Genomic DNA, 23,038 nt, shown 5'->3' with positions numbered 1-23,038 from the left:
GTCGGCATTGGCCCGTTAAGAGAATCTCGAGGTTGGCGCGACTTCATCACGCATTGACTCAGGTTATTTGTGACCAAGCCAGGGTCATCGCCTCATGTAATTTGCTTCACGCTCAGCCGGCGTGAACGTCGCGCATCTACACGCAAAGGCTTGAACAACCGGGCGGAGAATGCGCACCTGCCACACGGGTGCGCGAGAAGATCATGCGGCAGTTCAAATCGGCCCACCCGCTACAACGTTTCGCTTCGGTCCATGGGCAGGTTTCAAATCTGTTCATGGGCTACCGTTACAACTGCAACGCGCAGTGCAAACGCGAAGCACGTACTCGGCCAGGGCGGCCTGGGCTTCGTGAGCCCAAACCAATCAGTTGACATTCCTATCGCACCCGGTTGTCCGGCTGCCAAATAACTTGACACTACCGGCGCACGCGTAAAATACGATCGCTTCAGCTTGCTCCTGAGAACGCCTTCAAACCACCCACGTTAAGCATGACCTGGATCTTCTGCCAATGAGCATCCAATACGATCGCAAACAAATCACAGCGTGGTTGGACTCCCACACGGTCATCAAGGCCCACGACTACGCACATGCCGTCTCACATCTACAGTGGCAGGACGGCGATACGCTAACCGGAAAGGTTCAGGGTAACCGTTCACACCCCTATGAGGTGCGGATCTGGTTCAACGACATCGATGAGGACATCTGGATCGAGAGCGAATGCACCTGTCCGGTCGGCGGCCATTGCAAGCACGTGGCTGCTCTCCTGATCGCGGGCCTCGCCCACCTACCCAAACAAGCCGTCACCGGCGTGCGCCCCGAACTGGTAGGCTGGCTCGAGGGTTTTCGGGCCAGGCATCTGGGCGCGACTCCAGGCAGCAAAAAGGCAAGTGCAAGGTCATCCCATGCGCTTGCCTATGTGATCACCGGCACGTATCAGGGCTGCCCGCAGCTTGTATTGTACAAATCGCGCGTGGCCGCTGACGGCACGATCCGCTCGCTCGATGATGCGTGGCACAACATCGAGAATGCGCTCGTTAAGCCGCCGAAATTTGTGAGCGAAGAAGATTTGCCGATCCTGCGCGGACTGTGGCTCGGGCGCTCGCGCAACGCATTTTCCGGTCAGCTTGGCCTGCAAGGCACCAACGGTGCCGCTCTTCTCGAAAAACTCATTGCCACCGGCCGCGCCTTTGTTTCGCCCACGGTCAGTACCATGCATTCTGGACAACCGAGCCCCCTGCGCGGCGGATCGGCTCGCCCTGGACGCATTGCGTGGCACACGCTACCCGACACAAGAGTGCGTCCATCCTTGCAAACCGAACCTGATGCCACGTTACTCATCACGGCAACCGAGCCCTGCTGGTATCTGGATGCCATGGCGGGCGAAGCCGGCCCCATCGAGTTAGCCTGGCCTGCCTCAAATATCGCCGACGTCCTTTCGATACCCGCCATCACCCTTGACGAAGCTCCGCTCGTGGGCAAGGTGCTGCGCGAAGTGGTGCCAGACTTACCGCTGCCGCCAGCGTATGACCAATCGACCGTACGCGTCATCGAATCCCCGCCTGTGCCTGTGCTCCTGCTCGATACATTCCCAGCGTGGAACTCAAACTGGTCGTCGACGAACGTTCATAATGCACTGGATTTCGCGACCCTCCACTTTGATTACGAGGGCGAACGTGTCTCCGCGCAGGGAGACACGACGCTCATCCGTCTCGGCGCGCACCGCGAACTTATGCAGATCCAGCGCGATGCCGTCGGCGAGAAGCGTCACCTGACAGAATTGCAGCGCGCCGGACTATGCGCGATTCCTTCCGGTCAAGCCCAAGGTCCCCGCGCTTTCCCGGCAGGCATGCTCGCACCGTCCAGGGAAAATAACTGGCCGAGCTTCATGAAGCACACGCTGCCAGCGTTGCGCGAGAAAGGCTGGCAGGTCGAGATGTCAGCCGAATTCCGTCACAACGTGATCGAGGTCGACGTAATCGAGGGCAGCCTGCGGCAGTCGGATGAAGGCTGGTTCGATGTCGAGATGGGTATTACGGTCAACGGCGAGAGGGTGCGTATCGAGCCGCTGCTGGCCGACCTCTTTGCGCGCGATGCGCGCTGGCTTTCCGGGCAGTTGAACACCATCGCCGATGATGAAGGTATTGAACTGAAAACCGCACGCAACGAGCGGCTGCGTCTACCAGCCGGACGCCTGAAGCCAATTGTGCGCGTACTGATCGACCTGCTCGAGCATGTCGGCAGCGGCATGCAAATCTCCGAGTGGGACACCGCACGCCTCGCGGCGCTCGATGATACCGGCCGCTGGCAGTTTCATGGCAACGCGTCGATTCGCCAACTCGCACAGCATCTGATGGCCGGCCCCGGTGTCACCGAGGTGCCTGTGCCGCAAGGGCTGCAGGCTGAACTACGCGACTATCAGCGTCAGGGGCTCGCCTGGATGCAGTTCCTGCGCGAACACAACCTCTCGGGCGTGCTGGCCGATGACATGGGACTCGGCAAGACGGTGCAGACCCTCGCACATATCCTCGCCGAAAAGGAGGCGGGGCGACTCACCCAACCCGCGCTTATCGTCGTGCCCACCACGCTTGTGCATAACTGGTGCGACGAAGCGCAACGCTTCGCGCCGGCGTTGCGCGTACTCAACCTGCATGGTGCACAACGCCATACGCGATTTGATGAGATCGCAGAACACGATCTCATTCTCACCACCTATGCGCTCGCCTGGCGCGACGAGGAAATGCTCGCTCAGCACCCGTATCATCTGCTGATCCTCGACGAGGCCCAGTACGTCAAGAACGTGACCACCAAAGCGGCCGCCACCATCCGCTCCCTGCGGACAAAGCACCGTCTATGCCTGACCGGCACGCCGCTGGAGAATCACCTGGGCGAGCTGTGGGCACAGTTCGACTTCTTGCTGCCCGGGTTTCTCGGCTCTCGTGACGATTTCACGCGACGCTGGCGCACCCCGATCGAAAAGAGCGGCGATACGGTGCGGCGCGAACTGCTTGCTCGGCGCATCCGTCCCTTCATGCTGCGTCGACGTAAGAACGAGGTCGCCACTGAACTGCCACCCAAGACGATCATCGTTCGTACCGTCGACCTCGAAGGCACACAGCGTGATCTCTACGAGGCTGTGCGCGCCACGATGCAGAAGAAGGTTCGCGATGCGATCGCCGTCAATGGTCTCGCACGCAGCCATCTAATCGTGCTCGACGCGTTGCTTAAGCTCCGGCAGGTTTGCTGCGATCCGAGGTTGCTCAAAACCACGCAAGCCACTCGGGTGAAGGAATCGGCCAAACTTGCGCTATTGCTTGAGATGCTGCCCGAGCTCATCGAGGAAGGCCGCCGCATCCTGCTCTTTTCGCAGTTCACCAGCATGCTCGATCTCATCGCAGCCGCGCTCGATAATGCACAGATTCCATACGTCGTCTTGACCGGCGAGACGACCGATCGTGCCGCCCCAATCCGACGCTTCCAGCAGGGTGAAGTGCCGCTTTTCCTCATCAGCCTAAAGGCCGGAGGCGTGGGGTTGAACCTCACTGCGGCCGACACTGTCATTCACTACGATCCGTGGTGGAATCCAGCCGTGGAAAACCAAGCTACCGATCGCGCGCACCGGCTCGGGCAGGACAAGCCCGTGTTCGTCTACAAGCTGATCACCGCGGGCAGTGTGGAGGAGAAAATCGTCGTCATGCAGCAGCAGAAGGCCGCGCTTGCCGACGCGATTCTCTCCAACGATGCCGCCAGCACAGCCAAGTTCTCGGCCGGCGATCTCGAAGCGTTGTTTGAGCCCATTCCGAGCGCTCTCGCACATGCACCGGCCACCCAACTACGCTCGCATGCCCGAATCAGCACGTAGTGCAGGCGCGGGCCTCTTTAACATCCGTCGCCATGATCCAGCTCTCTCGACGAACTCCGGCACGGACGACTTGGCAATACGCTGAAATATTATCGAACACCGCCTTGCTGCGGGACCGGTGTGCGTGATGGCGAACCGGCAGCGACCGCTGCAGACGGAGCTGCGACGTCGGCACCCCGGGGCCTCTTTGAAGCACGAGGGCGTCCACTGCCTGCTAGACCCAACAGGTCTTGCACCGCTTGGTAACTCGGATCCAACGTACTAGTAGTCTCCCTGACTCGCGAGCTTGCTGCCTGCCCGTGCGCCGCTCTCGCCAGCCTGAGCGCTTCGTCACGCAAATCCGGCGATGCTCCATCCATGCCCGCTGAGACAGTGAAGGCCAAGTTGGCATGATTAAAATGCTTAACCGCCAGGTCATGCCGCCCGACGCTGCTCGCCTCGCATCCGCGCGCGTATTCTGCCTGGCCGTTCGCCATGTGAGCAAACATGCTCGCTTCGGCGCGCCCGGCCGGCACACCAGCCATGGCAACTACGAAGAACCTGTGGGCCACATCAAAAAACTCTGCCGCTGCAGCATAGTGCCCATCAATGTAAGCCGCGCGCCCGCTCGCGCAACCTGCCTGACCCCGGGCCCCGCTCGCCAGCCTGCGTGCTTCGGCGCGCAGATCCGCCGGCATATCGTGCACGGTCGCGGCGGCTGTGAAGATTTGGTGAGCGCGAGCAAAGAACTTTGTCATCTCGACGTACTGCTCAGCGCAGTCAGCCGCGTGTCCGCGCGCGCAGTCTGCTTGGCCACGCAATATCCCCGCCAACCCGCGCGCTGAGAAACGGATATTCGCGGGCACACCACCCACGTCCGCGGCAGCTGTGAAGGCCCGGTCGGCCTGAGCAAAGAGCTGTGCCGCCTGGTCATACTGCCTAGCGCGGTACGCCTCGCTCCCGCTTTCCCAGGCTGCCCGACCGCGTGCGAACTTCTCTGCGGCGCTTAACATCATCACCTCCAGTTAACAAAAAAGCCAATGGCTTTGTTCGGTAAGGTACGCATCCACTTAGTTGCGGGCGCAACTATATAACCTTGACCCAGACGGCTTTGCCGAAGCTGTCCCACAGGTTCACGAGGTTGGCGATGATGATCACACCCTGTGAACAATGGCGTTGGCTGGTGTTGGCGGCGGACACCGGTAGCACGCCACCGCTCGGCCAGGCCTCATGCTGTAGTACGCGCCGTCAGCGATCACGCAGTCGACGCTCGCCGACTGCCAGCACGCTCGCCAGGGCCACCTCGACGGATACGCTCTCCTCGATGAACTCGATATAGGCGTTCGTTTAGGTCGGATTGCGCCAGACACGCCCGGCACATACAGCTCTGGGTTGATGAACAACGCCTTCAGATCGCCGTTCGGGCAATACAAGCCGAGTGGCCACGCCGTTTCAGGCTCCGGTTATAGGCCCGTGCGCTAGTCACCCGATACGCCGGTTTGGCACGCTTACGCGCTTCACCAGCTTGCAGACAGGCTTGGTACGACACGAAAAGCTCATAAAGTGGATCGATCGCCCCCACCTTTCTACCCGCACCCAACCATCTGATCGCATACCTCTACCAAACAAAGCCCTGAAGCGGCAGGAATATTTTCGCAAAAAGTAAGCCATGGGAAAGCCGCCCCGTGCGACTTTACTGCATGGCGTAACCTTCAGCAATCGGGGTTGAAACCGCGATTTATTCAACAAATCGCAGTGGAATTCGCGCCGCTCACATTACGGTCTTATATGGCTTTATTGATTCATAAAATTTCCATAAAACATTAAACGCAAACTCAAATGAAAACAATTTTGCTAGTAATGCGAAAAGGTTGCGCTGTACACGGCGAGAACATCGCTCAAATCAAGCGATTAGGCATTAATATAGTAGCCCTCACTGCGCGCAACGACATCGAGGATACGTCTCGCTTCTACACCATCGAGCATATTGGCGGCGATGTCACGAGTAATGAAATTGATCACTCCATTGAAATAGCAAAGAAGCATGGCGTTTCTTGCGCCGTTACATTCCAAGAAACAGACATTATATTGTGCGCCCATATTAATGAAGCGCTAGGGGTTCCTGGTGCCTCCGTATGGGCAGCGAAAATTTGTCGAGACAAATCCATGCAACGCAAGCTTTTGTCGAGCGCCGCCATCCCTAGCGTAAAGTATCGACCCGTCAAAGATATCGAAGGAGCATTGGCAGCAGCAAGGGAAATTGGCTTCCCTGTCATCATAAAACCAACCAGAGCTGCCTCAAGTATAAATGTAAGTCTTGCTCAAAATGAAGACTCCCTGAAAAATGAAGTAGAGTCGATCGAGAATTTCATGGGAACCAGTAAAGGGCTATATTTCTCGAAGGAGTCAGATAACTCAAGCAGTATGATCATCGAGGAATACCTCCCTGGCACCGAGGTCACGCTAGATGGTGTAGTAATTGACGGCACATTCTTTTTAGGTGGCATTCATAATAAAAAGGACATGGGTGGCCCATATTTTGAAGAAGATTTATATTCCTTACCGTTTAAAGAACCTGAGCGCGAAAATGAGCTATCCAGCATTGCTGCAGCGATTTGCGACGCACTTGACGTCAAAAATTCAATGTTTAACGTCGAACTGCGACGCGATGCTAATGGGAATTTTCGAGTGGTAGAGTTTAGCTGTCGATTGTCAGGTGGTCGCGTCTACCGCAATATTTTTGATGTGTACGGGGTAGATATGGTTTCCGCTCACCTCGCGTCGCTCATGCCACAATTATCATTTACCCCTGCGGGCTTTATGAGGCGCCACACCCCCACGCGAGCGACGTGCATGAAGCTGATGTATTGTGATGGAAGAATTATTTGCAATTCTCCCGGAATCGCAAAGACCAAGTCCGGTTTTATCGACTATTACCCGTTGGCGCCGATTGGGGCGCAAGTGCATTCGGCACCAAACGGCTTTGATATTGCCGCTATTCTGTCTGTTGGCATCGAGTGCGAAGGGGTTCCTGATGCGGCGATTGCTGAGAAATTAGCTTTGGATCTCTCGAAAGAAATTCATCTAATCACCGAATGATGAGCCGCGCAGAGAGGATATCGCTGACAGTATTTTTGGCAATAACGCTGTGCGGCGATTCAATGATGAATTTTATTGTCGTATGGCGTCTGCTCAAAAATCACCGGTCATTAGCCGTTCTCGGACTTGTGCTTACATTAATTACCCTAATCCCTTTTATTGCTCAAAGAATCTCGCGGCGCTTAGCAATGAGCGTACGACACCGCCCACTCATCAAATTTCAGCGCCTACGAGTACTTTCCGCATTGGCGATCGCGGGAAGTTATATATTGACATATTTCGTCACCGAGTTATGGGTCCTGTACATATTGTTGGTTGTATGCACTGCGTTCGGAAGTCTAGCTCAACAAACACTGGAAACTCATTTTTCCTTTGCAGCATTTGATGGTGTTCTACCCGAAATTGAGGCATCACGCCTTTTGCAGACAAGCATTCAGTTGGGTGCTTCTTTTGGTGCTCTGCTAGCTGGGTTGCTGCTAGGAAGCACGGGACTGGGTATCGAATTATTTGCGATTGCCTTAGCTATGTGGGTTGGCATTTGGATACCATCGTTGTTTCCCGATTTTGCAAAATTACGTTCTAACAACGCAATCTGCACATCGCCTCCCACGGATACGAGTCGAAGAGGCATTAGGAGCTTACAAAACTCCATCAGCATGATGGGAAGCCTAGCAATCCTTGGACTCATTGCAATTCAAGTGGGGGCCTTCAACTTTCTGGTGCCTTTGATATTTTTAAACGCGAAAGGATGGAGTGCTGCAAGCTATGGACTCGCATCCGCTACTGCGGCGGCCGGTGCCATTTTAATCGGATACACCTGCAAATTTCTCACCCATTCAAGTCGACTGCTGCAACTATCGATTGGCATTGGATATCTATTAGCACATTGTCTTTTGGTAGCAAGTAATTTGCTCTTTGTCGTTTGCTTCAGTTCACTCTTTATGGGGGCAGGAAATAGTCTCATGCGAATGGTGCAACGCGCCTTTCTCTTCAAACATGTTTCGTCGAAGGCGGAGGGATCTGACTGGGCAGCCCGGTTTAACTTAGTAAATCAAATGGGACGAGCGATCGCACCAGTATTTTTCGCTTCTTCGATTTCATATCTTACCGTGGATCCGAAGCTGATGTTTGTATTGACCGGTGTAGTCGTATCCGTCTCGATCGCCATGGTTCTTGTACTGCAAGATTTAGCTTCGCGCAGTCATGGTGGAGACGGTTTCATAAGGACTGCTGAGCTGCCTGAAGGTGTTCCACCAGATCAAGTAACAGCTAAGTTTGAGAAATGCCTCATAAATGTCGGAGCAATGCTCGAAGCGCTACGTTGAATATAGAAATAATGCAACCCAGCATGCGTACGCTTGATGGTCCACTGTACTTTCCCATGGCAATTTTCATGCAAATAACCATATCAAATAATGTAGTTAGAGATATTACACTCATGAGAGACGCGACGGTATTTGTCGTGATCGCAGCCCCGATCCGCATTTACAAACAGAATGCCTGCTAATACAGCCCTGTCTAGCACCGATTTGCAGCCGAAATACTTGAGGCAGCGTGGCTTTTGCCCGAGGAAGAAATAACTCAATCAACATCGACCATTCACCCTTAATGATTCGTTTTCGTATACCCTCGATCCTCTGTCACGACGATTGGGGTTTGAGCAAGTTCACAGCCCCATCGGGCTCTTTTTTAAACCATACGCAACAAAGGAGGTTACATGAAATACGAGATAATTGGATTTGAAATGAAATACTGGAATGGCATTGCCGACATTTGGCTATCGCCAAGCTGTCAATGGGGTGGGTTACAAATGCCACTACAGTCACGGGATGCGATAAGAAAAACGCTCGAGCAGTCGCCGCCCAATGTGACCAGATTAATCGCCGTCCGGACGTCCGACGAACGCGTGTTGGGGACGATATCGATTTCCCCAATGTCTGGTCGCCGCTCACATTCTGCCGAGATTGGCCTGCTAGTTCATGAGGAATTTCAAGGACAGGGCATAGGAAGTGCTCTCTTAGAGCGAGGGGTTGACCTTGCCGAGAATTGGCTCGGCATATTAAGACTAGGTCTGATGGTCTACACCGATAACGAGCATGCTATTCGAATTTATCAGCGAGCCGGCTTTAAAACTGAAGGTATCGCTCGATGCATTGCACGTCGAAACGGAAAGTTTGAAGATGCGCTATTGATGGGGCGAGTCTCAGAAAACTCCGTAACACGGGCTGAAATAGAGACGGGAAATTAGCTTGCGCAAGAAGTCGACCCCCGAACAATTCGTTTTGTCGCGCAGATGTAGCTGCGCCTTCGACGACGCGGCGATTTGGAAGCTGAGCAAAGCGACGAGAATCAGGGCAAAAAGCCGCAGTTTGCGCAAAATTATCCGCAGGTTGTGGCTAGCGCCGCACAGCGGCGTATGAATCGCATCACCCAACGAACGCCAGGACCATCTGGCGCGGCCTTGATAAAGTGCTTGCCGCCGCTGACACGTTACGTGCCCTCCGTGAAGGCCTCGGCTAATGACTTATGTAGATGCTATGGGCTTGAGCAATACCGCCTTGCCAGCCTTATCCACGCCATGGATAACAAACACGTTCTTGGCAAGATCGATGCCGACGGTAGCAATGGACATGGACTTCCTCACCTATTGGTGCTTGATGAAGGCCGAGACCTCATCATGGCACTTTGATGCCGAGGCTGCGGCTTCCGCCGCAGCCTCGGGACGGGGAAGTTCCTTACATTCGAAATCGGCCAACAGCTTACAAACGCTGCTTCACTATACGTTAGTCATCGGAAAGTCAAACGCAATCGCCGCGAGGTTCGTGCCGAAAGTCCTGCGATTCGTATAACCTATGTACGTCGACTGCATCTAATCTACAGCCCTACATGCATTATGTAGTCGCGTGAACACAGGCACTTCTGTATAAGCCAATGCTATGAACAACCGTTTACAATTAACAGGGAATCTATAATGATAATGAGTGCGATTACAATCGGGGAAGAGCAATACGTTCACCTTACCTCTTGGGACGCTCGTCTTTTATACTCGGTCGCTGCGCGTGACAGGGTCTTTGCGTCGACTTATTCAGCCGACAAGCGCCATCCCTCACCTGGGTCTCCTGATGAGATTCATTGGCAAATAACCCGACTTCTGCACGCAGCTTACGTTTGCGAATACGGGAGGACAAGCAGTCAAACAGATTGGCTAGCGTCGGAAGCCCAAAGAATAGGAATAATTGCACTCAAGGAAAATGGATACGCCATACCCTGTCGCGAGAGCCATCGGTTCAACAAGGTGCTGGACAGCGCAGCCGATAAAGTATGTGCAGCAAGTGAACCTGGTGTCGTAGAGCCTTCCCCTTATAACCATGAGGTGCGCGCCTTTGCGGTCGTGCGCCGGGACGAGCGGCTAATGTTTGAACAGCATTGCCGAAGAGAAGCGGAAAAACATTTGCAAGAAAGCCACCGACAAGCGGTGGCCTCGATTTTTGGCCCTAGGTTGCCAAGCTCGCTAAGACCTCCAGGAGCTGCGGAGGGCCCGCCGGTCTCGATTTTGCTGGCAAGCCGATGTTCAGAAGTAGATTTACGCGCGACCGCCTCATCGAATTTCTTGCCCGCGCAGCGCCGACGATGCCGCTACACGGCTGACATCAGTGTCGGGAATTGGTCAACTGACGGCGACAGCTATTACCGCTTTCGCCGGCACAGGAATACAGTTTCAGTCTGGTCGCCTGGCTCGGTCTCGTGCCGAAAGAGTTCTCCACGGGCGGCAAGCAGCGCTTGCTCGGAATCAGCAAGCGTGGCAATCCCTATTTGCGCAAGCTGCTTGTGCATGGCGCTCGCTCCTGCGTCTTGCACCTTGATCGCGCAAGAGATCATCAGGCGCATGGATCGGTCGGATGGAAGCCAGAGGCATACATCGCAACAAGATCATCGTTGCCCTCGCAAACAAGCTCGCCCGAATCGCGTGGCCCGTGCTGACCAGACCGGGGGCGCTCTATCTCCGGCAACCGAAACAGCAATAGGACGCAGTGAACATCCTTCCAGGTTTGCAGGCTGATACCTGATGACGAAACTGTGCTACGGCGTTCGGTAAACCCGGGGCAAAAAACGGCTGCTCGAGGCCGAGCCACTTATTGGGAACCGGGCGCGCATATCCCATCATGGCCTTGCCGTCAAAAGCGGCTGACTCGCGAGAGGCCGGATACATTTACGCAAACTGCTTCATCGTCCAAGGGCTCGCTTGCAAAACCGGGGCGGACCATACATTTTTTTGCGATTTCCAGCTCCATCTGCAAGCGCTTGTTCTCTGCCCCCAGGCGCGAGAGCTCCAGCTGTTCCGCCGTGACGACCTTCGCCCCCGAGCCGTTCAGCTTGGCGGCTTCCGACGCCTTGAGCCAGTTGCGTAGCGTCTGTACGGCATACCCAATCGCGCGCCACGGCGCTCATGCCTTGCCCGTCCTTAACTCGTTGCACGGCCGCTTCCTTGAATTCTGCCGTGTACACCTGATACGGTACCTTGAACATCTCTTCTTTCCTTCCTTGGTCGAGTTTATACGCGACCTGGCCCGCCCACCTGTGGTTGTGGTAGAGGACTGGATGACCGAAGTACAGCAGCCGGAGCAGCGGCGGCAGGCGAAACAGTAATCTCAGGAGTAACTACTTTGACGACGGCACCACACTGCGTTAACCAATCCGTGATTCGCTCGTACGCTGGCTTTGTCGACCCGGCTCGAGTACTTGGGTCGGCCAAGAGCAAGCCGGCTGGCACACCCAAATAATAGCCCCTGCTTCTTTCTCGAAGTCCGAGTGCCGAATGATCCGCATCCGCAGCACGAATGTCAACCTTTGCCGCATCCTTGCCAAACAGCGACGTTAAAACAAACCTCATTTCCGCAACTCTCACATGCACATCGCGCGGCTTAGCAAACGAGAACGGCATTCCTCTGCTACCTGTTTTTCTCCCACAAAAGCCTCCGAGACGCCCGGGGCCTTCGGGCATAATTTGTCGAACCGTTGCAAAAGCCCCGCCATGTCGACATACATATAGTTCATAAGAGTTCCCCGTTCTTTTGCTAATGAGCAACTGTGTTACCGTATCGCCATCCGACAATCCCCTTTTCCCGTAGACTGGAACGCGCAGGGAGTGCGATTGGCACGATCTGTTCGAGCAAGCGCCACCACATGTCTCCCCATCAAGAATCGGCATCCTCCCCCTTTCGTTGGCTAATGGCCACAAGTGTGGCTTGCTGCGACTTACACTACCCCTGCCGATGCCGGGCTTTGTTCGACAAGGGGTACGCGATCAATGACACAGGGCTATTTTAGCCCGATGGAGGCTCCACACCTTCGGTGTGAAGCCGTACGTTTCCGTCAGTGCGAGCAACGACATATTCCATCGATGCTCGTCTTCACCGAGCGCGTCGCGCTCGACAATCACCGACCACGCGTTATCGAGCTTACATCGGCGCTAACAGTTACGTACTACGAGGGTCCCCACCGTACGCGGCACCACGTGACTGACTCTATTACCACGTTGCGCCAGCGTATCGCGGCCTACATCGCGCGTCGGGTTCAGTAAAGTCCGTTTTGCTCCGCTTTCAAGATCGATTTATTGGTACAGTAAGATTAGAAATGCAACTCAACTGCCAGTCAACTCTGCCGTGCCGATAAGCTTAGCTGCAACTTTTCACGTTCCGCAAGTCGATATAGCGCATCTGCGCAATATCGATGCGAGTAGAGATCGACAGCATGAGGGCGAATTCTGTCGTAATCCTTTTCCAATGACGCGATATCCTTAGTGTGTTTTGCACTCCATCCTCGCTTCAAGTCATCACGGCTACATCTTGCCCTGATCTGGAGTTTTCTGGCGATTACTCTGTCATTCCAAGGTGCATAATTGTAATAAAACACCATCAAATCCAAATATCTATGCGCGGAATCCACATGATATGAATGATGACGACCGGGCTGATAAGCACCGATAGGGCTACAGTGATAAAAGCGGTTTCTCTCGGGCTCGAATGTAAGGCCGATTGCCAGTCGATCCTCGGTCTCAAGTATGAGGTTGTCGTCGATGCCCCAATGCTTTTGCAGCAATAAAGATCTTGCTGGATCAGGGGCGGTGGACGGATCTTCATCGACACAAATCACGCCGGAGCAAGCCAGCCCCTTACGCCCCTCACCTAGCGTTTGCGCCTCCACGGCAGCCAGATCACAAGCAGGCATCAAGAATTCGGTTGTGTTCAGTACGATCTTCCATCCTGGCACGTCCCTTTCATAAGTCATCACCTCGAAGTCGGTTAAAAGGGAGTCGAATGTGAGCAACGTGCTACGAACAAGACGCCAATGTGGCGCCATGGTCCTAATTATGTCGACAGATTCGTCCGTGGAGCCGTGATCGATTAGGATTCCGTAATCGAACAACGGTAGATGGTGCTTTAACCACCACGGCATGAGATAAGCCTCGTTATAGAAGTGAGAAATGACTGTTCTCATACTTGTCGCATCAAAGATACTCGGGTACTGGAAAGTAGCAATAAAACTTCGAACCGACCGGAACGCCGCGATCGCAAAGCTTGGCATGCAGCTCCTGGCGGAAATTCCATGCCGTGATAACGAAGAGCGCCGGTCGGAGAAGTGTCGTGCACACCTCGAGCGGTTCAATTCGCGTTCCGATGCCCGGAGCACAGAGTCCGATCTTGAGGACTGCTTCATCGAGAAATCGATCAGGTCGAATTCCCGCGGCGTTGATGACAGTCATTGCCTTGGCAGCAGCGCCCACGAACACGATATCGAAGCCCTCGCTGCGATGAGCAGCAACGACGCACGCAAGCTCATTGAGCGTCGCCTGCGCTTGCTTCCGAAAGCGATGGTAGGTGTCCCATTCATAAAGGCCAATCTTTGCTTCGTAGTCGGACAAGCGCTCAGAAATCGCGAATGCGCCGTCACCCAATGACGATACCCATTTATCGATGGCCGGTGGAGCATCCGAACGGCCCAGGATATAAATTGGGCTGTCTCCATGAATACGCACGAGCGCAGAGCCATATAGTTTGAGGCCAGAGGATTCCGCGAGCACAGCCATGGAACGCGTATTGAAGAACGATATATGCTCGTGGTAACAAGTGTCGAACTCACCGTTGCCGAACATGCGGACCTGAGAAGGCTGTATCAAGAGTACGCCGCCAGGGCAGAGCTTATCGCAACACGCCGCGACAAACGCTTGCGGGTCGTCAACATGAGCTACAACATTCATGCAAACGATCGCATCATACGTGCCCTCGGCGATATCGGACGTCTGTGGCCAGTAGCCACAACGCAGAGGCAGGCCTCGCGACTGCGCGGACTCGACGATGTTTTGCGCGGGATCGATACCGAAAGCATCGAGGCCGTTGGCAAGCAATGCTTGGATAAGGCTGCCGTCGTTGGCGGCAAGCTCGAGTACGCGCGCCCCGCGCTTCAGACAGACAGCCGCCGCATGTGCGAACCAGGCGAAGAAATGATTCAACGTGCTAGACGTGCCGCTGGTATAAGCATAGCGATCGAAGATGGCATGCCGATCGACACAATAACTCAATTGCGCATGCCAGCATTTACCGCAAACGTTCAATTCAAGCGGAAAGTGTTCAACGGACTCATCCGGCGAATCAGTGTACCCATTCGCCAATGGTTGTTTACCCAGATCGAGAACAACGCGCAAGTCCGACGAACCGCAACAAAGGCAATTGAGTAAAGTCCGACCGCTTGTCCTCACGTTGCCTCCTTCGAGTTATAGCTGAAAATGAAATCCCGGCATCGCTCCTCGAGCGATATCGATGCTTTATTCTCACCGCATACCGCTTGCATCTTTCCACAGTCCAGTGTGAATGAATAGGTTTCACTCGTCCCCTCGTAGATCACAGGGACGTCCCATACCGATGCCACTCGACTCGCAAGTTCGCCAATCGTCAATGAAATACTTCCGACGTTGTAAAATCCAGGCTCATGCTCCTTCCTCAGCAACTGTTCGATAAGCATCCAGAGATCGGGCAGGAAAAGAATAGTACGGCAAGCGTCGGGGTTCTTTAAACGGACGCAGCCTTGCTTAATCGCCGTGATATTCATAGCGTTGAAGACCAGTTCCTGTCTGAGGTTCGAGCTATAGCCAGCGAGCGTACCCATTCGAAGGCACCTCGTTATACATAAGACTCGTCACCGCCTTCGTCGCGTAGCAAGCGCATTGTTTCTGCGGCGATGCGCACGTGAGTGAGTCCCTTCCAGATTGTTTCCGCACCGGGTTCGCCGTCGCTTTTGCGTGCTAGGAATCCGCCTCGGCGAGCAATCAAGCGCAGCACCTCGTTGAGTTTGGGTTGCGCTGTGCGACGGGTCTTCGTGAGAAGGTAGGCAGCGCGAATTTCATCGGGATCGAAGAACAGATGGGCGTCCAGATCGGGGCAGGTTCGGCCCAGCCGCATCAAATGAGCCACACGCCAGGCCACCACCAGAAACAGCGCCAACGCGCGTTCGAGCCGTTCAATCGTACCCAACTGCAGTTCTTCGACCTCACAGCCGTTCTTCAGAACGTTGAACAGGATCTCGATTTCCCATCTCGCCCTATACCACTCGATCAGTTCGATCGCTTCATCGAGCGTGCTCGCCCCACGATTAGTCAGCAAGCGCCATTCGATCGGTTTGACGCCGGCAGGCGCGTCGAACTCGCGCGCAACCAGGCACGTTGCAGCAATGCTTTTCCCTTTGCTGGCGGGCAACTGCACACGCTCAAGCCACAGGCGCTGGCGTACCGTGCGCGCTTTCAGGCCTTGGCGCGCGGCCATCGTAAAGGCGATTTCGCCCACCGCTTCGCCGCACGTCGTGCGCTCCCACAACTTATCGCCTTCAGGCAAGCTGCGGTTATGCGAGGCACGCACCAGCCAGTCGGCCGGGTTGCCCAATGCATCAGCGCGCTCCATCAACGCCATCAGATCCGCTTCGCGGTCCGCCACATATACCAGGCGAGTCGAGGGCATATCCGGCGCCATCTCGGCGATGCGCTCGTAGCCTTCGATCCAACGCAAACTTTCCTTCGGGCCACCGCGCTTTCCCGACTCGTCCTTCTTCTGGCGAGCCCACATCCACGCGTCCAGGATGCCCAACGGCTCGCGCTGTGGCGTCACCGCATAGGTCGGATGAACGAACATCCCGCGCTGCGCCTCATACGTCAGCGGACCCAGTCCGACCGCCTCCTGACCGTTGAAATCAAGCTCGGTGGTGTCTTGAAGACAGAGCACGACCTGATGCGCCCGCATCCGCTTTTGCGTCTGCTGCCAATGCGGCTCCAGAATCGCATGCCATTGGACCTTCTCGTTATCGAAGAAGCGGTACGCCGCTATCGTTTCGCCCCAACCATGGCATGCCTGCGGCACACTGGCCGTCGGCTCGGCCGACATTCTTTCCATCAAAAGCCTCGCTCGCTTATTCAGGCGCGCGTCGCCCAGGTCCAGTTGCTCGAATTCCGTTTGTGTCCAGGGCGTCGATTCGGTGACCAAGGCGTGCGCTCAAAAGCGCAAAGTAAACGACATCCGCCGACAGTTTACAAGCGCCGCGCTATGTCATTGAAAGTAAACAGGCTTTCTCGCCCGCTCGGCGTGACCGCGACGTTGTGTATAACGACATGATTCGAAGGCCGTAACATCCTGCGAGGAAATGACTAGCAAGGTAGTCGAACGCAAACTTCGATACGTCGTAGGCGTTCTGTGACGGAATACTGACTAGTGAATCCTCTCTCGCGGGAGTTGTAAAATCGCCCGTTGTCGAGTATAAGCTGCCTGTAGACGCATAGATCAGTCGGGTTTTTATCGGCAGACGCTTCGCGAAGGAAAACAGATTCAAGCAATTGTTTTGTACTGCTTGGCTCGGATAGAGCACTGACTCTCCAACACTGGAGTGACCGGCAAACCACAGCACCGTGTCGAAGCGTTCGAGGAACGAGATATCCAACTGTGCATAGTCGCACTCGAGAACAGGACTGCCGCTCGGATTTCCACGCTTGAGCAGATCGCAGATCGTAACCGACGCGCCGATGCTCAGCAAGCGCGGATACAGAAACCCCCCGATGTACCCGCACCCTCCGATAAGCAGGATGTTCATAGATTTTTCAGGATGATGTCCGCAGTCGCCGCGAGATATTTTCAAGTAGCTCGATTAGTCGGTTCATGAGGTCCGTTGATTCAAGGCGAAATCATCTACCCTGAACTGGGATGTATTCTCATGATTACCACGCGGAAACTCAATGTGAGCTTTGCCATAAGCATGGTAGGATCGCAAGCGCTACCGATTGCTTACCAATTTAGGCATGCCAATTGGCTTAACGCAAGCTATTCGAGCTACCCTAAGGGCATTCAAACCGAGCCGGGCCAGGCGATCTGGTACAACACGCTATATACCCAGCGCCTCGTTGTCATCCGGCAGGCGCAGTAACCTCTCTCGTGCTACTCCCTTGCCATCATGGATACACTAAATCGCAACGTCGTTGCCGACGGCTCCGAACAGGCGCCAGAATACTGGAATCGAGCGCTTGCACATGAGGAACGTTGCGAATGGGGGCACGCGCTCGAAAATTGGCGTCGGGCATTTGGCAAGGGTCTCGATGATGTCACCATTACGCTGCAGATGGCCTGGTGCCTGTGTTACGCCGGTCAGGTCGACGCCGGGCTTCGATCTCTCGAAAAATTGGCAAGCGATGAATCGATCTCCGCTGAACTGCGTGGACGAATCGAGCATGTCCGCACATGGCTGCTGCTGCGAGGAGATCGCCATGTAGAAGCGGCGGCGGCCTGCATGACCAGTGAACGGCTTCTGAGCACACCGATCATCGGGCTACCGCCGCATAAGGAATACCTTGGGCAACCCCTCGCTGGCAAACGCCTGCTTATCGTCAGCTATGGCGGAGCAGGCGACCAAATTCAACACTGTCGTTATTTGTATCCGCTACGAGCAGCGGCCGCGCAACTGACCGTCATAGTGCATCCTGGGCTCACGGCACTGCTACGCCACAATTTCCCTGAAATCACGGTAGCAACCGTGCAAGCCGCATGGATGGATGGAAGTGCATTTACCTTTGACTATTGGTGTACGTTCATCACGCTGGCGGCGCACTTCAGTTTCGAACCGCACCCTGCGGGGATACCGCAGGGTGCGTATCTCGTTTGCCCTGAGGAACACCGTCGGACATGGAGAACGTGGGTCGATCGGCACGATCCAACACAGGCGTGGCGACTTGGCCTGAACTGGCGAGGTAAAGCCGAAAGTGACGCGCGCTTTCATCGCGCGAGCAGCCTGCGCGATTTCGCGCCACTGGCGCAAACATCCAACGCCGCAAGCTTTAGCCTGAATCAAGACCCGATTGGAGAAGACGACGCCCTCGATGAAAACGTCACATTCCCTGGCAATGCAATTCGAGATTTCAGCGATCTGTCAGGGCTCATGCACTCGATGGACATGATCGTAACGACGTGCACAGCGCAAGTACATCTTGCTGGCGCGCTCGGCATCTCAACAATCTTACTGCTCAGCCCCAAACCCGACTCGCGATGGGGAAGCGATCATCAGACCGCCCTCTACCCCAGCGTGCAAATCGTGAGAGCCTCGCGTGCAGGACAGTGGGACGATGCCATTGAGCAAGCCCTGACCTTGATTCACGCAGCACGGATCGTGGCCAGTCGATGATCGATTCCATAAACATCAACGATACGTTCACTGCGTCGCAATGAACTCGATCCGCCGGTTTGAGAAACGCCCCCTAGACGTCAGATTGTCGGCAACCGGATTTGCCGAACCATAGCCTCGCGCACTCAACGTGTTCGCCGGCACCCCAGCTTCGACCAGAAGCGTGCGCACTGCCTCGGCACGCTTCTTCGATAGATCCAAATTAGCCCGGGGCTCGCCCGTATTGTCCGAGAACACAGCTATTTCGAGCTTCACCGGCTTCCCACTCTCGGCACATGCCTTGAGCAAGCGCGCCGACTTACTGAGGTTGTTCACAGCCGCGGCAGGCACCCTGCCACTCCCTTTCGCAAAATCGACGACTTGCACCATCAGCACCTTCGTCACATCACTGGCCACACATGAGTCACCGGATCGGTGCCTATCATCGAGCGCTTGATCGAACAGAGTCGTTGCCATGGCCACTGCCTGATCCACATTGAAGTCGTTGATGTGGTATGACGATCCAAGGCGGGTGACCAGATAATTGCGCCAACCCAACCGCTCGTCCGCGGCAACCCCGCCCAGTTCGACATGGTCGCCGCTGATCGTCACGTCCACGCCAGGCAACATCAAGAGCTGCAGCAGATCGCCCATATGCGCAAGCCAGTCAGCCCGCTTGGTATTCGCGTCAACCGTGATATCTGCTGCGAAATGGCCCGCGATGGGCTTGCGATTCAGTACGTCGATAAGCTGGGCCTTTTCCGACTCATTCGCAACCGTCGCTTCCAACGTCGGGGCACCTATTCGATTGACGTGCCACACCAAACGCGTGTCCTTGAGCGATGGCGTTGCCGAAACCTGCGATGCCGGCTCGGTCGCCGCGACAGGCATAGATGCAACCGTGGGAGTCGACGCAGCCGATGACACGCTAGACGTACTCGCGCCACTCATACTCGCGCTAGCCGATACAGCACCTGACGCGACAGAAGCGACTTGCGATTCACTAGCGGGAGGCCGCGCCACAATCGATGCGCCCACCGATGCTGAAGCCGGAACGGCGGAAATCGCGGTATCTGGAGGTGCTCCCTTCACGCGCTTGACGACATAATCGAAGACATCCGGGCGAAGCCACGCGAGCGCACACACGGCCACTGACGTCATTGCCAAGCCTAGCAGCATGATCATCAGCACACCCCAGTGATCGCGGCTCTGCTCCCTGATGCTGGACGCAATGACAGCTTCTTGAACCTGTGCTTCAAGTTCCGTTACATTCCGTTCTTCGCGCGCACGCTTCAACCTCCCGGACAACACGCGTAGCTGCCCGGGGACCGCATCCGCAAATTCCGTCGCACTATCAAACCTCATTGAAATAGCCAAAGCATCGTTCATGTACCCCTTGACCGCGACCCACTGGTCGCTTAATAGCATAGGCACTTGATCCACGGTACCTTGCTCGAGCAGCAAGTGGTACTTCATCGCTCCCCATAGCGCTGCCGCCACCAAGCCCACGAATGCATATACCGCTTGCACCGGCAGACCATTCTGACCGGCAATGTAATCGCTCAACATCACGAAACTGCATTGAGTACCATGCGACACCAGCGTATGCCCGGCCCATTCGAGTGTCTTCAAGCCCTCCGTCGTTATCACGAGGTCCGGTAGTTCCTGCAAAATACGCGCATTCGCATCGGCCGAAATGATCGATGCGAAGAGCGTCTCGGTCTGTACTCCATCAGCGCTCACCGCCGTAGCCATCATCGATAGAATCAGCACCGATCCAGTATGGGCAACGAGACGCTGAAGAATCTCCGAAGAGAGTCCAAACTTCTCTGATAACTGCTTTAACACACCATTCGAAAAAGTGGCATTCACCGTATGCGCAAGATCAATCGTCTTCAAGACTACCTCGTCAGTTTCATCTCACACCCCGCTCCATCGGGGCCTACACCGATAGCGCAAGCACACTATCGGCCGAGACAGGCCCGATAGACCGCTGTCGTATTCTCCGAAGGCGCGATGCCCAACACAATCGAGAACATCTCCCGGCATCGCTGGTACACACGAATCGCTTCCGCATAACGTTCTGCCGCCTGGTAGCACTGCATCAGGCGTCGATACACCTCTTCCGCCAGCGGATCACTCTCCAGGCACCGCTGATAAAGCCCGATGGCGAGATCAACCTGCCTTTCCTGAGAGAGAACCTGCCCCACGCCGAGCACGAACCGCAACCACTGGCTGCGCAGCTTATCCCGTGCCATCAGAATCCACGGCGATGCCTCCTCCAGTTGCAAGAAATCGCCTTGGTACAGGTTCAACGCACGATGTGAAAAAGCAAGCAGGTCATGTACGTCGATTTGGTCCTGGGGGCGCAAAAGCATGTCCAAGCCCGTATTGACCAACCGTTTGAATTCGAGTGCATCACACCAGATAAATGCGGTATTGAGCGATACTTTCTTGTCGCTGACATGAACAGCGTCATCGTTTTTGAGGAGCTTACGCAACCGGTGCAAAGTGATCTCGAATGAGCGTTGCGCTGCCTCGCCGCCGGCATCGGGCCACAGCATCGTCCCCAGCAACTGCGCATCCACCGCCCGCCCACCATAGGCCACGATAGCCTTGAGCAGTTCGAGGGGCCGCCTTTGCGTCTTGCCCGAGCACTCGGTCGCCACACCATCATATAAAAGCCTGAACGGCCCCAGTGAGTAGATGCGAATCGGCCAAGGCCACGCCTGCGTGCAGCCACGCGTAGGCGGGGGCAAATTATATTTGCTGACGAGCGACGTCACGAACGCGGTATCAATTTCCTCCTGCAACGCAAAGTCGCACAGTTGAGCGGATACCGCAGGCGCCCAGTAGGGTGGTTTCGGAAGCAGGCCATGGTGGCGCGCCAAACGAAACGCCATCCGTAATAGTTCTCGTGCGCACTCGATGTGCCCGCTCGTATGCTCGAGCAGTGCTTCATTCAAAAGCAGGTGATATTGAAGAAGGATAGAACCGCGTCCCACGGCATTTTCCCGCACCACCGCAAACACCTGGCGAGCGGCATTTTGATCGCCGTTCCTGAGAAGGGCGTAACCGTATGTCAAACGCACATGCAGCTCGAGCATAGGCAGTGCCGTGCTACATGGATGGCGCAACGCGGTATGAGCCCCGGTAAGCGCATCGCCAATCCGCTCCTCTCGTAAAGCCAGCCATACCTGTACGAGTGCCCACAGTCTATCGACCGGATTGTTCCCAGAAGGCGCGGCATAGAGCTGCACTCTGGCACCGGCACCATCACCGGTAACCAGCGACACACCACATTGCAAAAGCGCAACATAGCGAGTCAGTCGCACTGACCCAGTCTCCTCGAGATATGCGCTCGCGCGCTGCAGTAGACTTTCAACGCCCGTGGAATCGTCGCTCACCAGCTTGCAAAACGCGCAGGCAAGCATCCACCAAACGCGAATCAACGCGGGTAACTCATTGCCCAGCACGAGCGGGGCGATGGCCTGCATGAAGGCACGTGCTCGCCCAAGTGCGCCACCGGACGCAAGATATAACAGAACGGCAATCGCCGCCTGCACCCTCGGCAGTACCGGGCCTGGCATTTGCGCCGCACGTTCGAGTTCCACGACACGACGTGCCAGCGCGATCGATCGCACAGGCTGAAACCAACTGCCGTAGAGAAATGCGGTGTTGGCTGCAAGACGGGCATTCGCGTCGAGCGGCGGACGGCACACCTGCCCCCAGGCCCTTAGCGGAAGTTGGCCCGGCATCTTCAGCACGAGGACGCAAGTGGTCATCCACTGGCTCAAGCACGCGAACGCCTGCTCATCTTGCGCCCCTGAGTTGGCTGCTACCGCCAAGCCTCTGCGGAAGACAGAAACGGCACGCCTAGGCTTCGTATGCAGTAGTGCAAGGCCCTGCAAATAGCAGAAACGCGTGTCAGACAAACGTATCGTACGTGGCACCAATTCGAGTAGCTCGAGCAGATCTCCAGCACGACCCCGTTCGAGCCAGAACCCGGCGTGGCGCAACATCAATTCAATGCCAGCCTGCCAATGATGAGCGTCGAGCACCTGGCGCACGGCTTCGTCCACGAAACCATGCTCCTCCAAAAGCGCGACGCTCACCGTTTCCAGCATGTCCAGGTGCTCGGGCAAAAACGTGCACTGCGCGCGCATGCGCAATGTCTCGCGCACAGTGGGTGCCCACACGTATCGGATCGAGTCGTCAACTCCGCTGCTTTCGCAGAAGCGCTGTTCGGTCAACCATGCAAGTAACGTTTGAATGTCGCGCCGCCCACTCAAGCGCTGCGCCATATCAAGGGTAAACCGCGGCACGAGCGCCAGTCGAAGCATCGTGTCATCGTGCGTCACACCCCGCGATGGAGTAAACACTTCCAATTCGTTGTCAGTCATGGTCTGCCTCATC

General features: G+C 55.6%; 14 protein-coding genes and 3 pseudogenes. 8 read left to right on the top strand and 9 right to left on the bottom strand.

Features of this window, described 5'->3' with window-relative positions:
* Positions 1-118: 118 nt before the first annotated feature.
* From J3485_RS29670 to J3485_RS29590, 7 genes and pseudogenes are all read left to right on the top strand, one after another.
* Positions 119-371 (top strand): annotated as a pseudogene (locus J3485_RS29670) (DDE-type integrase/transposase/recombinase); the annotation flags it as partial.
* A gap of 137 nt (positions 372-508) precedes the next feature.
* Positions 509-3,859: a DEAD/DEAH box helicase gene (locus J3485_RS19855; protein ID WP_206956052.1), complete on the top strand. Its 3,351-nt coding sequence runs from the start codon at positions 509-511 to the stop codon at positions 3,857-3,859.
* A 1,818-nt stretch (positions 3,860-5,677) separates the two neighbouring features.
* Complete coding sequence (locus J3485_RS19850) at positions 5,678-6,937, top strand: ATP-grasp domain-containing protein (protein WP_206956051.1); 1,260 nt, start codon at positions 5,678-5,680, stop codon at positions 6,935-6,937.
* Positions 6,938-6,999: 62 nt separating this feature from the next.
* Positions 7,000-8,262: a hypothetical protein gene (locus J3485_RS19845; RefSeq protein ID WP_206956050.1), complete on the top strand. Its 1,263-nt coding sequence runs from the start codon at positions 7,000-7,002 to the stop codon at positions 8,260-8,262.
* Positions 8,263-8,654: 392 nt separating this feature from the next.
* Positions 8,655-9,185: a GNAT family N-acetyltransferase gene (locus J3485_RS19840; RefSeq protein ID WP_206956049.1), complete on the top strand. Its 531-nt coding sequence runs from the start codon at positions 8,655-8,657 to the stop codon at positions 9,183-9,185.
* Between the two features lie 75 nt (positions 9,186-9,260).
* Positions 9,261-9,626: a hypothetical protein gene (locus J3485_RS29595; RefSeq protein WP_374192490.1), complete on the top strand. Its 366-nt coding sequence runs from the start codon at positions 9,261-9,263 to the stop codon at positions 9,624-9,626.
* 1,055 nt (positions 9,627-10,681) lie between these two features.
* Positions 10,682-10,918, top strand: a complete 237-nt coding sequence (locus tag J3485_RS29590) for a transposase (RefSeq protein WP_206956048.1) — start codon at positions 10,682-10,684, stop codon at positions 10,916-10,918.
* Between the two features lie 287 nt (positions 10,919-11,205).
* Here J3485_RS29590 and J3485_RS19825 read toward each other — a convergent pair.
* From J3485_RS19825 to J3485_RS19800, 7 genes and pseudogenes are all read right to left on the bottom strand, one after another.
* Positions 11,206-11,464: pseudogene (locus tag J3485_RS19825) on the bottom strand (transposase); the annotation flags it as partial.
* Positions 11,465-12,260: 796 nt separating this feature from the next.
* Positions 12,261-12,392: pseudogene (locus J3485_RS29045) on the bottom strand (IS21 family transposase); the annotation flags it as partial.
* Between the two features lie 197 nt (positions 12,393-12,589).
* Positions 12,590-13,435, bottom strand: coding sequence for a glycosyltransferase family 2 protein (locus J3485_RS19820; protein WP_206956047.1), 846 nt, complete (start codon positions 13,433-13,435; stop codon positions 12,590-12,592).
* A 10-nt stretch (positions 13,436-13,445) separates the two neighbouring features.
* Positions 13,446-14,693 (bottom strand): methyltransferase domain-containing protein, encoded by a 1,248-nt coding sequence (locus J3485_RS29455; RefSeq protein ID WP_309477059.1) that lies wholly within the window; start codon positions 14,691-14,693, stop codon positions 13,446-13,448.
* On the bottom strand, positions 14,690-15,100 hold the full coding sequence (locus J3485_RS19810; protein WP_206956045.1) for a Rossmann-fold NAD(P)-binding domain-containing protein: 411 nt from the start codon (positions 15,098-15,100) through the stop codon (positions 14,690-14,692). The genes J3485_RS29455 and J3485_RS19810 overlap by 4 nt, the downstream gene beginning before the upstream one ends.
* Positions 15,101-15,114: 14 nt before the next feature.
* On the bottom strand, positions 15,115-16,464 hold the full coding sequence (locus J3485_RS19805) for an IS4 family transposase (RefSeq protein ID WP_206954153.1): 1,350 nt from the start codon (positions 16,462-16,464) through the stop codon (positions 15,115-15,117).
* Between the two features lie 58 nt (positions 16,465-16,522).
* Positions 16,523-17,065, bottom strand: a complete 543-nt coding sequence (locus tag J3485_RS19800; RefSeq protein WP_206956044.1) for an NAD-dependent epimerase/dehydratase family protein — start codon at positions 17,063-17,065, stop codon at positions 16,523-16,525.
* Positions 17,066-17,422: 357 nt separating this feature from the next.
* On the opposite strand from J3485_RS19800, the gene J3485_RS19795 reads away from it, so the two are divergent.
* Positions 17,423-18,643, top strand: a complete 1,221-nt coding sequence (locus tag J3485_RS19795) for a glycosyltransferase family protein (protein ID WP_206956043.1) — start codon at positions 17,423-17,425, stop codon at positions 18,641-18,643.
* A 27-nt stretch (positions 18,644-18,670) separates the two neighbouring features.
* Here J3485_RS19795 and J3485_RS19790 read toward each other — a convergent pair whose 3' ends face one another.
* Positions 18,671-20,521 carry an OmpA family protein gene (locus J3485_RS19790; protein WP_206956042.1) on the bottom strand — a complete coding sequence of 617 codons (1,851 nt, stop codon included), beginning with the start codon at positions 20,519-20,521 and terminating at the stop codon, positions 18,671-18,673.
* 65 nt (positions 20,522-20,586) lie between these two features.
* A complete protein-coding gene (locus tag J3485_RS19785; RefSeq protein WP_206956041.1) occupies positions 20,587-23,025 on the bottom strand; it encodes an AfsR/SARP family transcriptional regulator in 2,439 nt (812 codons plus the stop codon).
* Positions 23,026-23,038: the final 13 nt, after the last annotated feature.

Origin of the sequence: Trinickia acidisoli, from assembly GCF_017315725.1 — a bacterium.
Taxonomy (GTDB): domain Bacteria; phylum Pseudomonadota; class Gammaproteobacteria; order Burkholderiales; family Burkholderiaceae; genus Trinickia; species Trinickia acidisoli.
This window is presented reverse-complemented; position numbering and strand designations above follow the sequence as displayed.

What these genes read in the sequence shown, in the direction of transcription:
- J3485_RS19855 (WP_206956052.1), top strand. Translation starts at nt 509, where the DNA reads ATGAGCATCCAATACGATCGCAAACAAATCACAGCGTGGTTGGACTCC.
- J3485_RS19850 (WP_206956051.1), top strand. Translation starts at nt 5,678, where the DNA reads ATGAAAACAATTTTGCTAGTAATGCGAAAAGGTTGCGCTGTACACGGC.
- J3485_RS19845 (WP_206956050.1), top strand. Translation starts at nt 7,000, where the DNA reads ATGATGAATTTTATTGTCGTATGGCGTCTGCTCAAAAATCACCGGTCA.
- J3485_RS19840 (WP_206956049.1), top strand. Translation starts at nt 8,655, where the DNA reads ATGAAATACGAGATAATTGGATTTGAAATGAAATACTGGAATGGCATT.
- J3485_RS19820 (WP_206956047.1), bottom strand. Translation starts at nt 13,435, where the DNA reads ATGAGAACAGTCATTTCTCACTTCTATAACGAGGCTTATCTCATGCCG.
- J3485_RS19810 (WP_206956045.1), bottom strand. Translation starts at nt 15,100, where the DNA reads ATGGGTACGCTCGCTGGCTATAGCTCGAACCTCAGACAGGAACTGGTC.
- J3485_RS19800 (WP_206956044.1), bottom strand. Translation starts at nt 17,065, where the DNA reads ATGAACATCCTGCTTATCGGAGGGTGCGGGTACATCGGGGGGTTTCTG.
- J3485_RS19795 (WP_206956043.1), top strand. Translation starts at nt 17,423, where the DNA reads ATGGATACACTAAATCGCAACGTCGTTGCCGACGGCTCCGAACAGGCG.
- J3485_RS19785 (WP_206956041.1), bottom strand. Translation starts at nt 23,025, where the DNA reads ATGACTGACAACGAATTGGAAGTGTTTACTCCATCGCGGGGTGTGACG.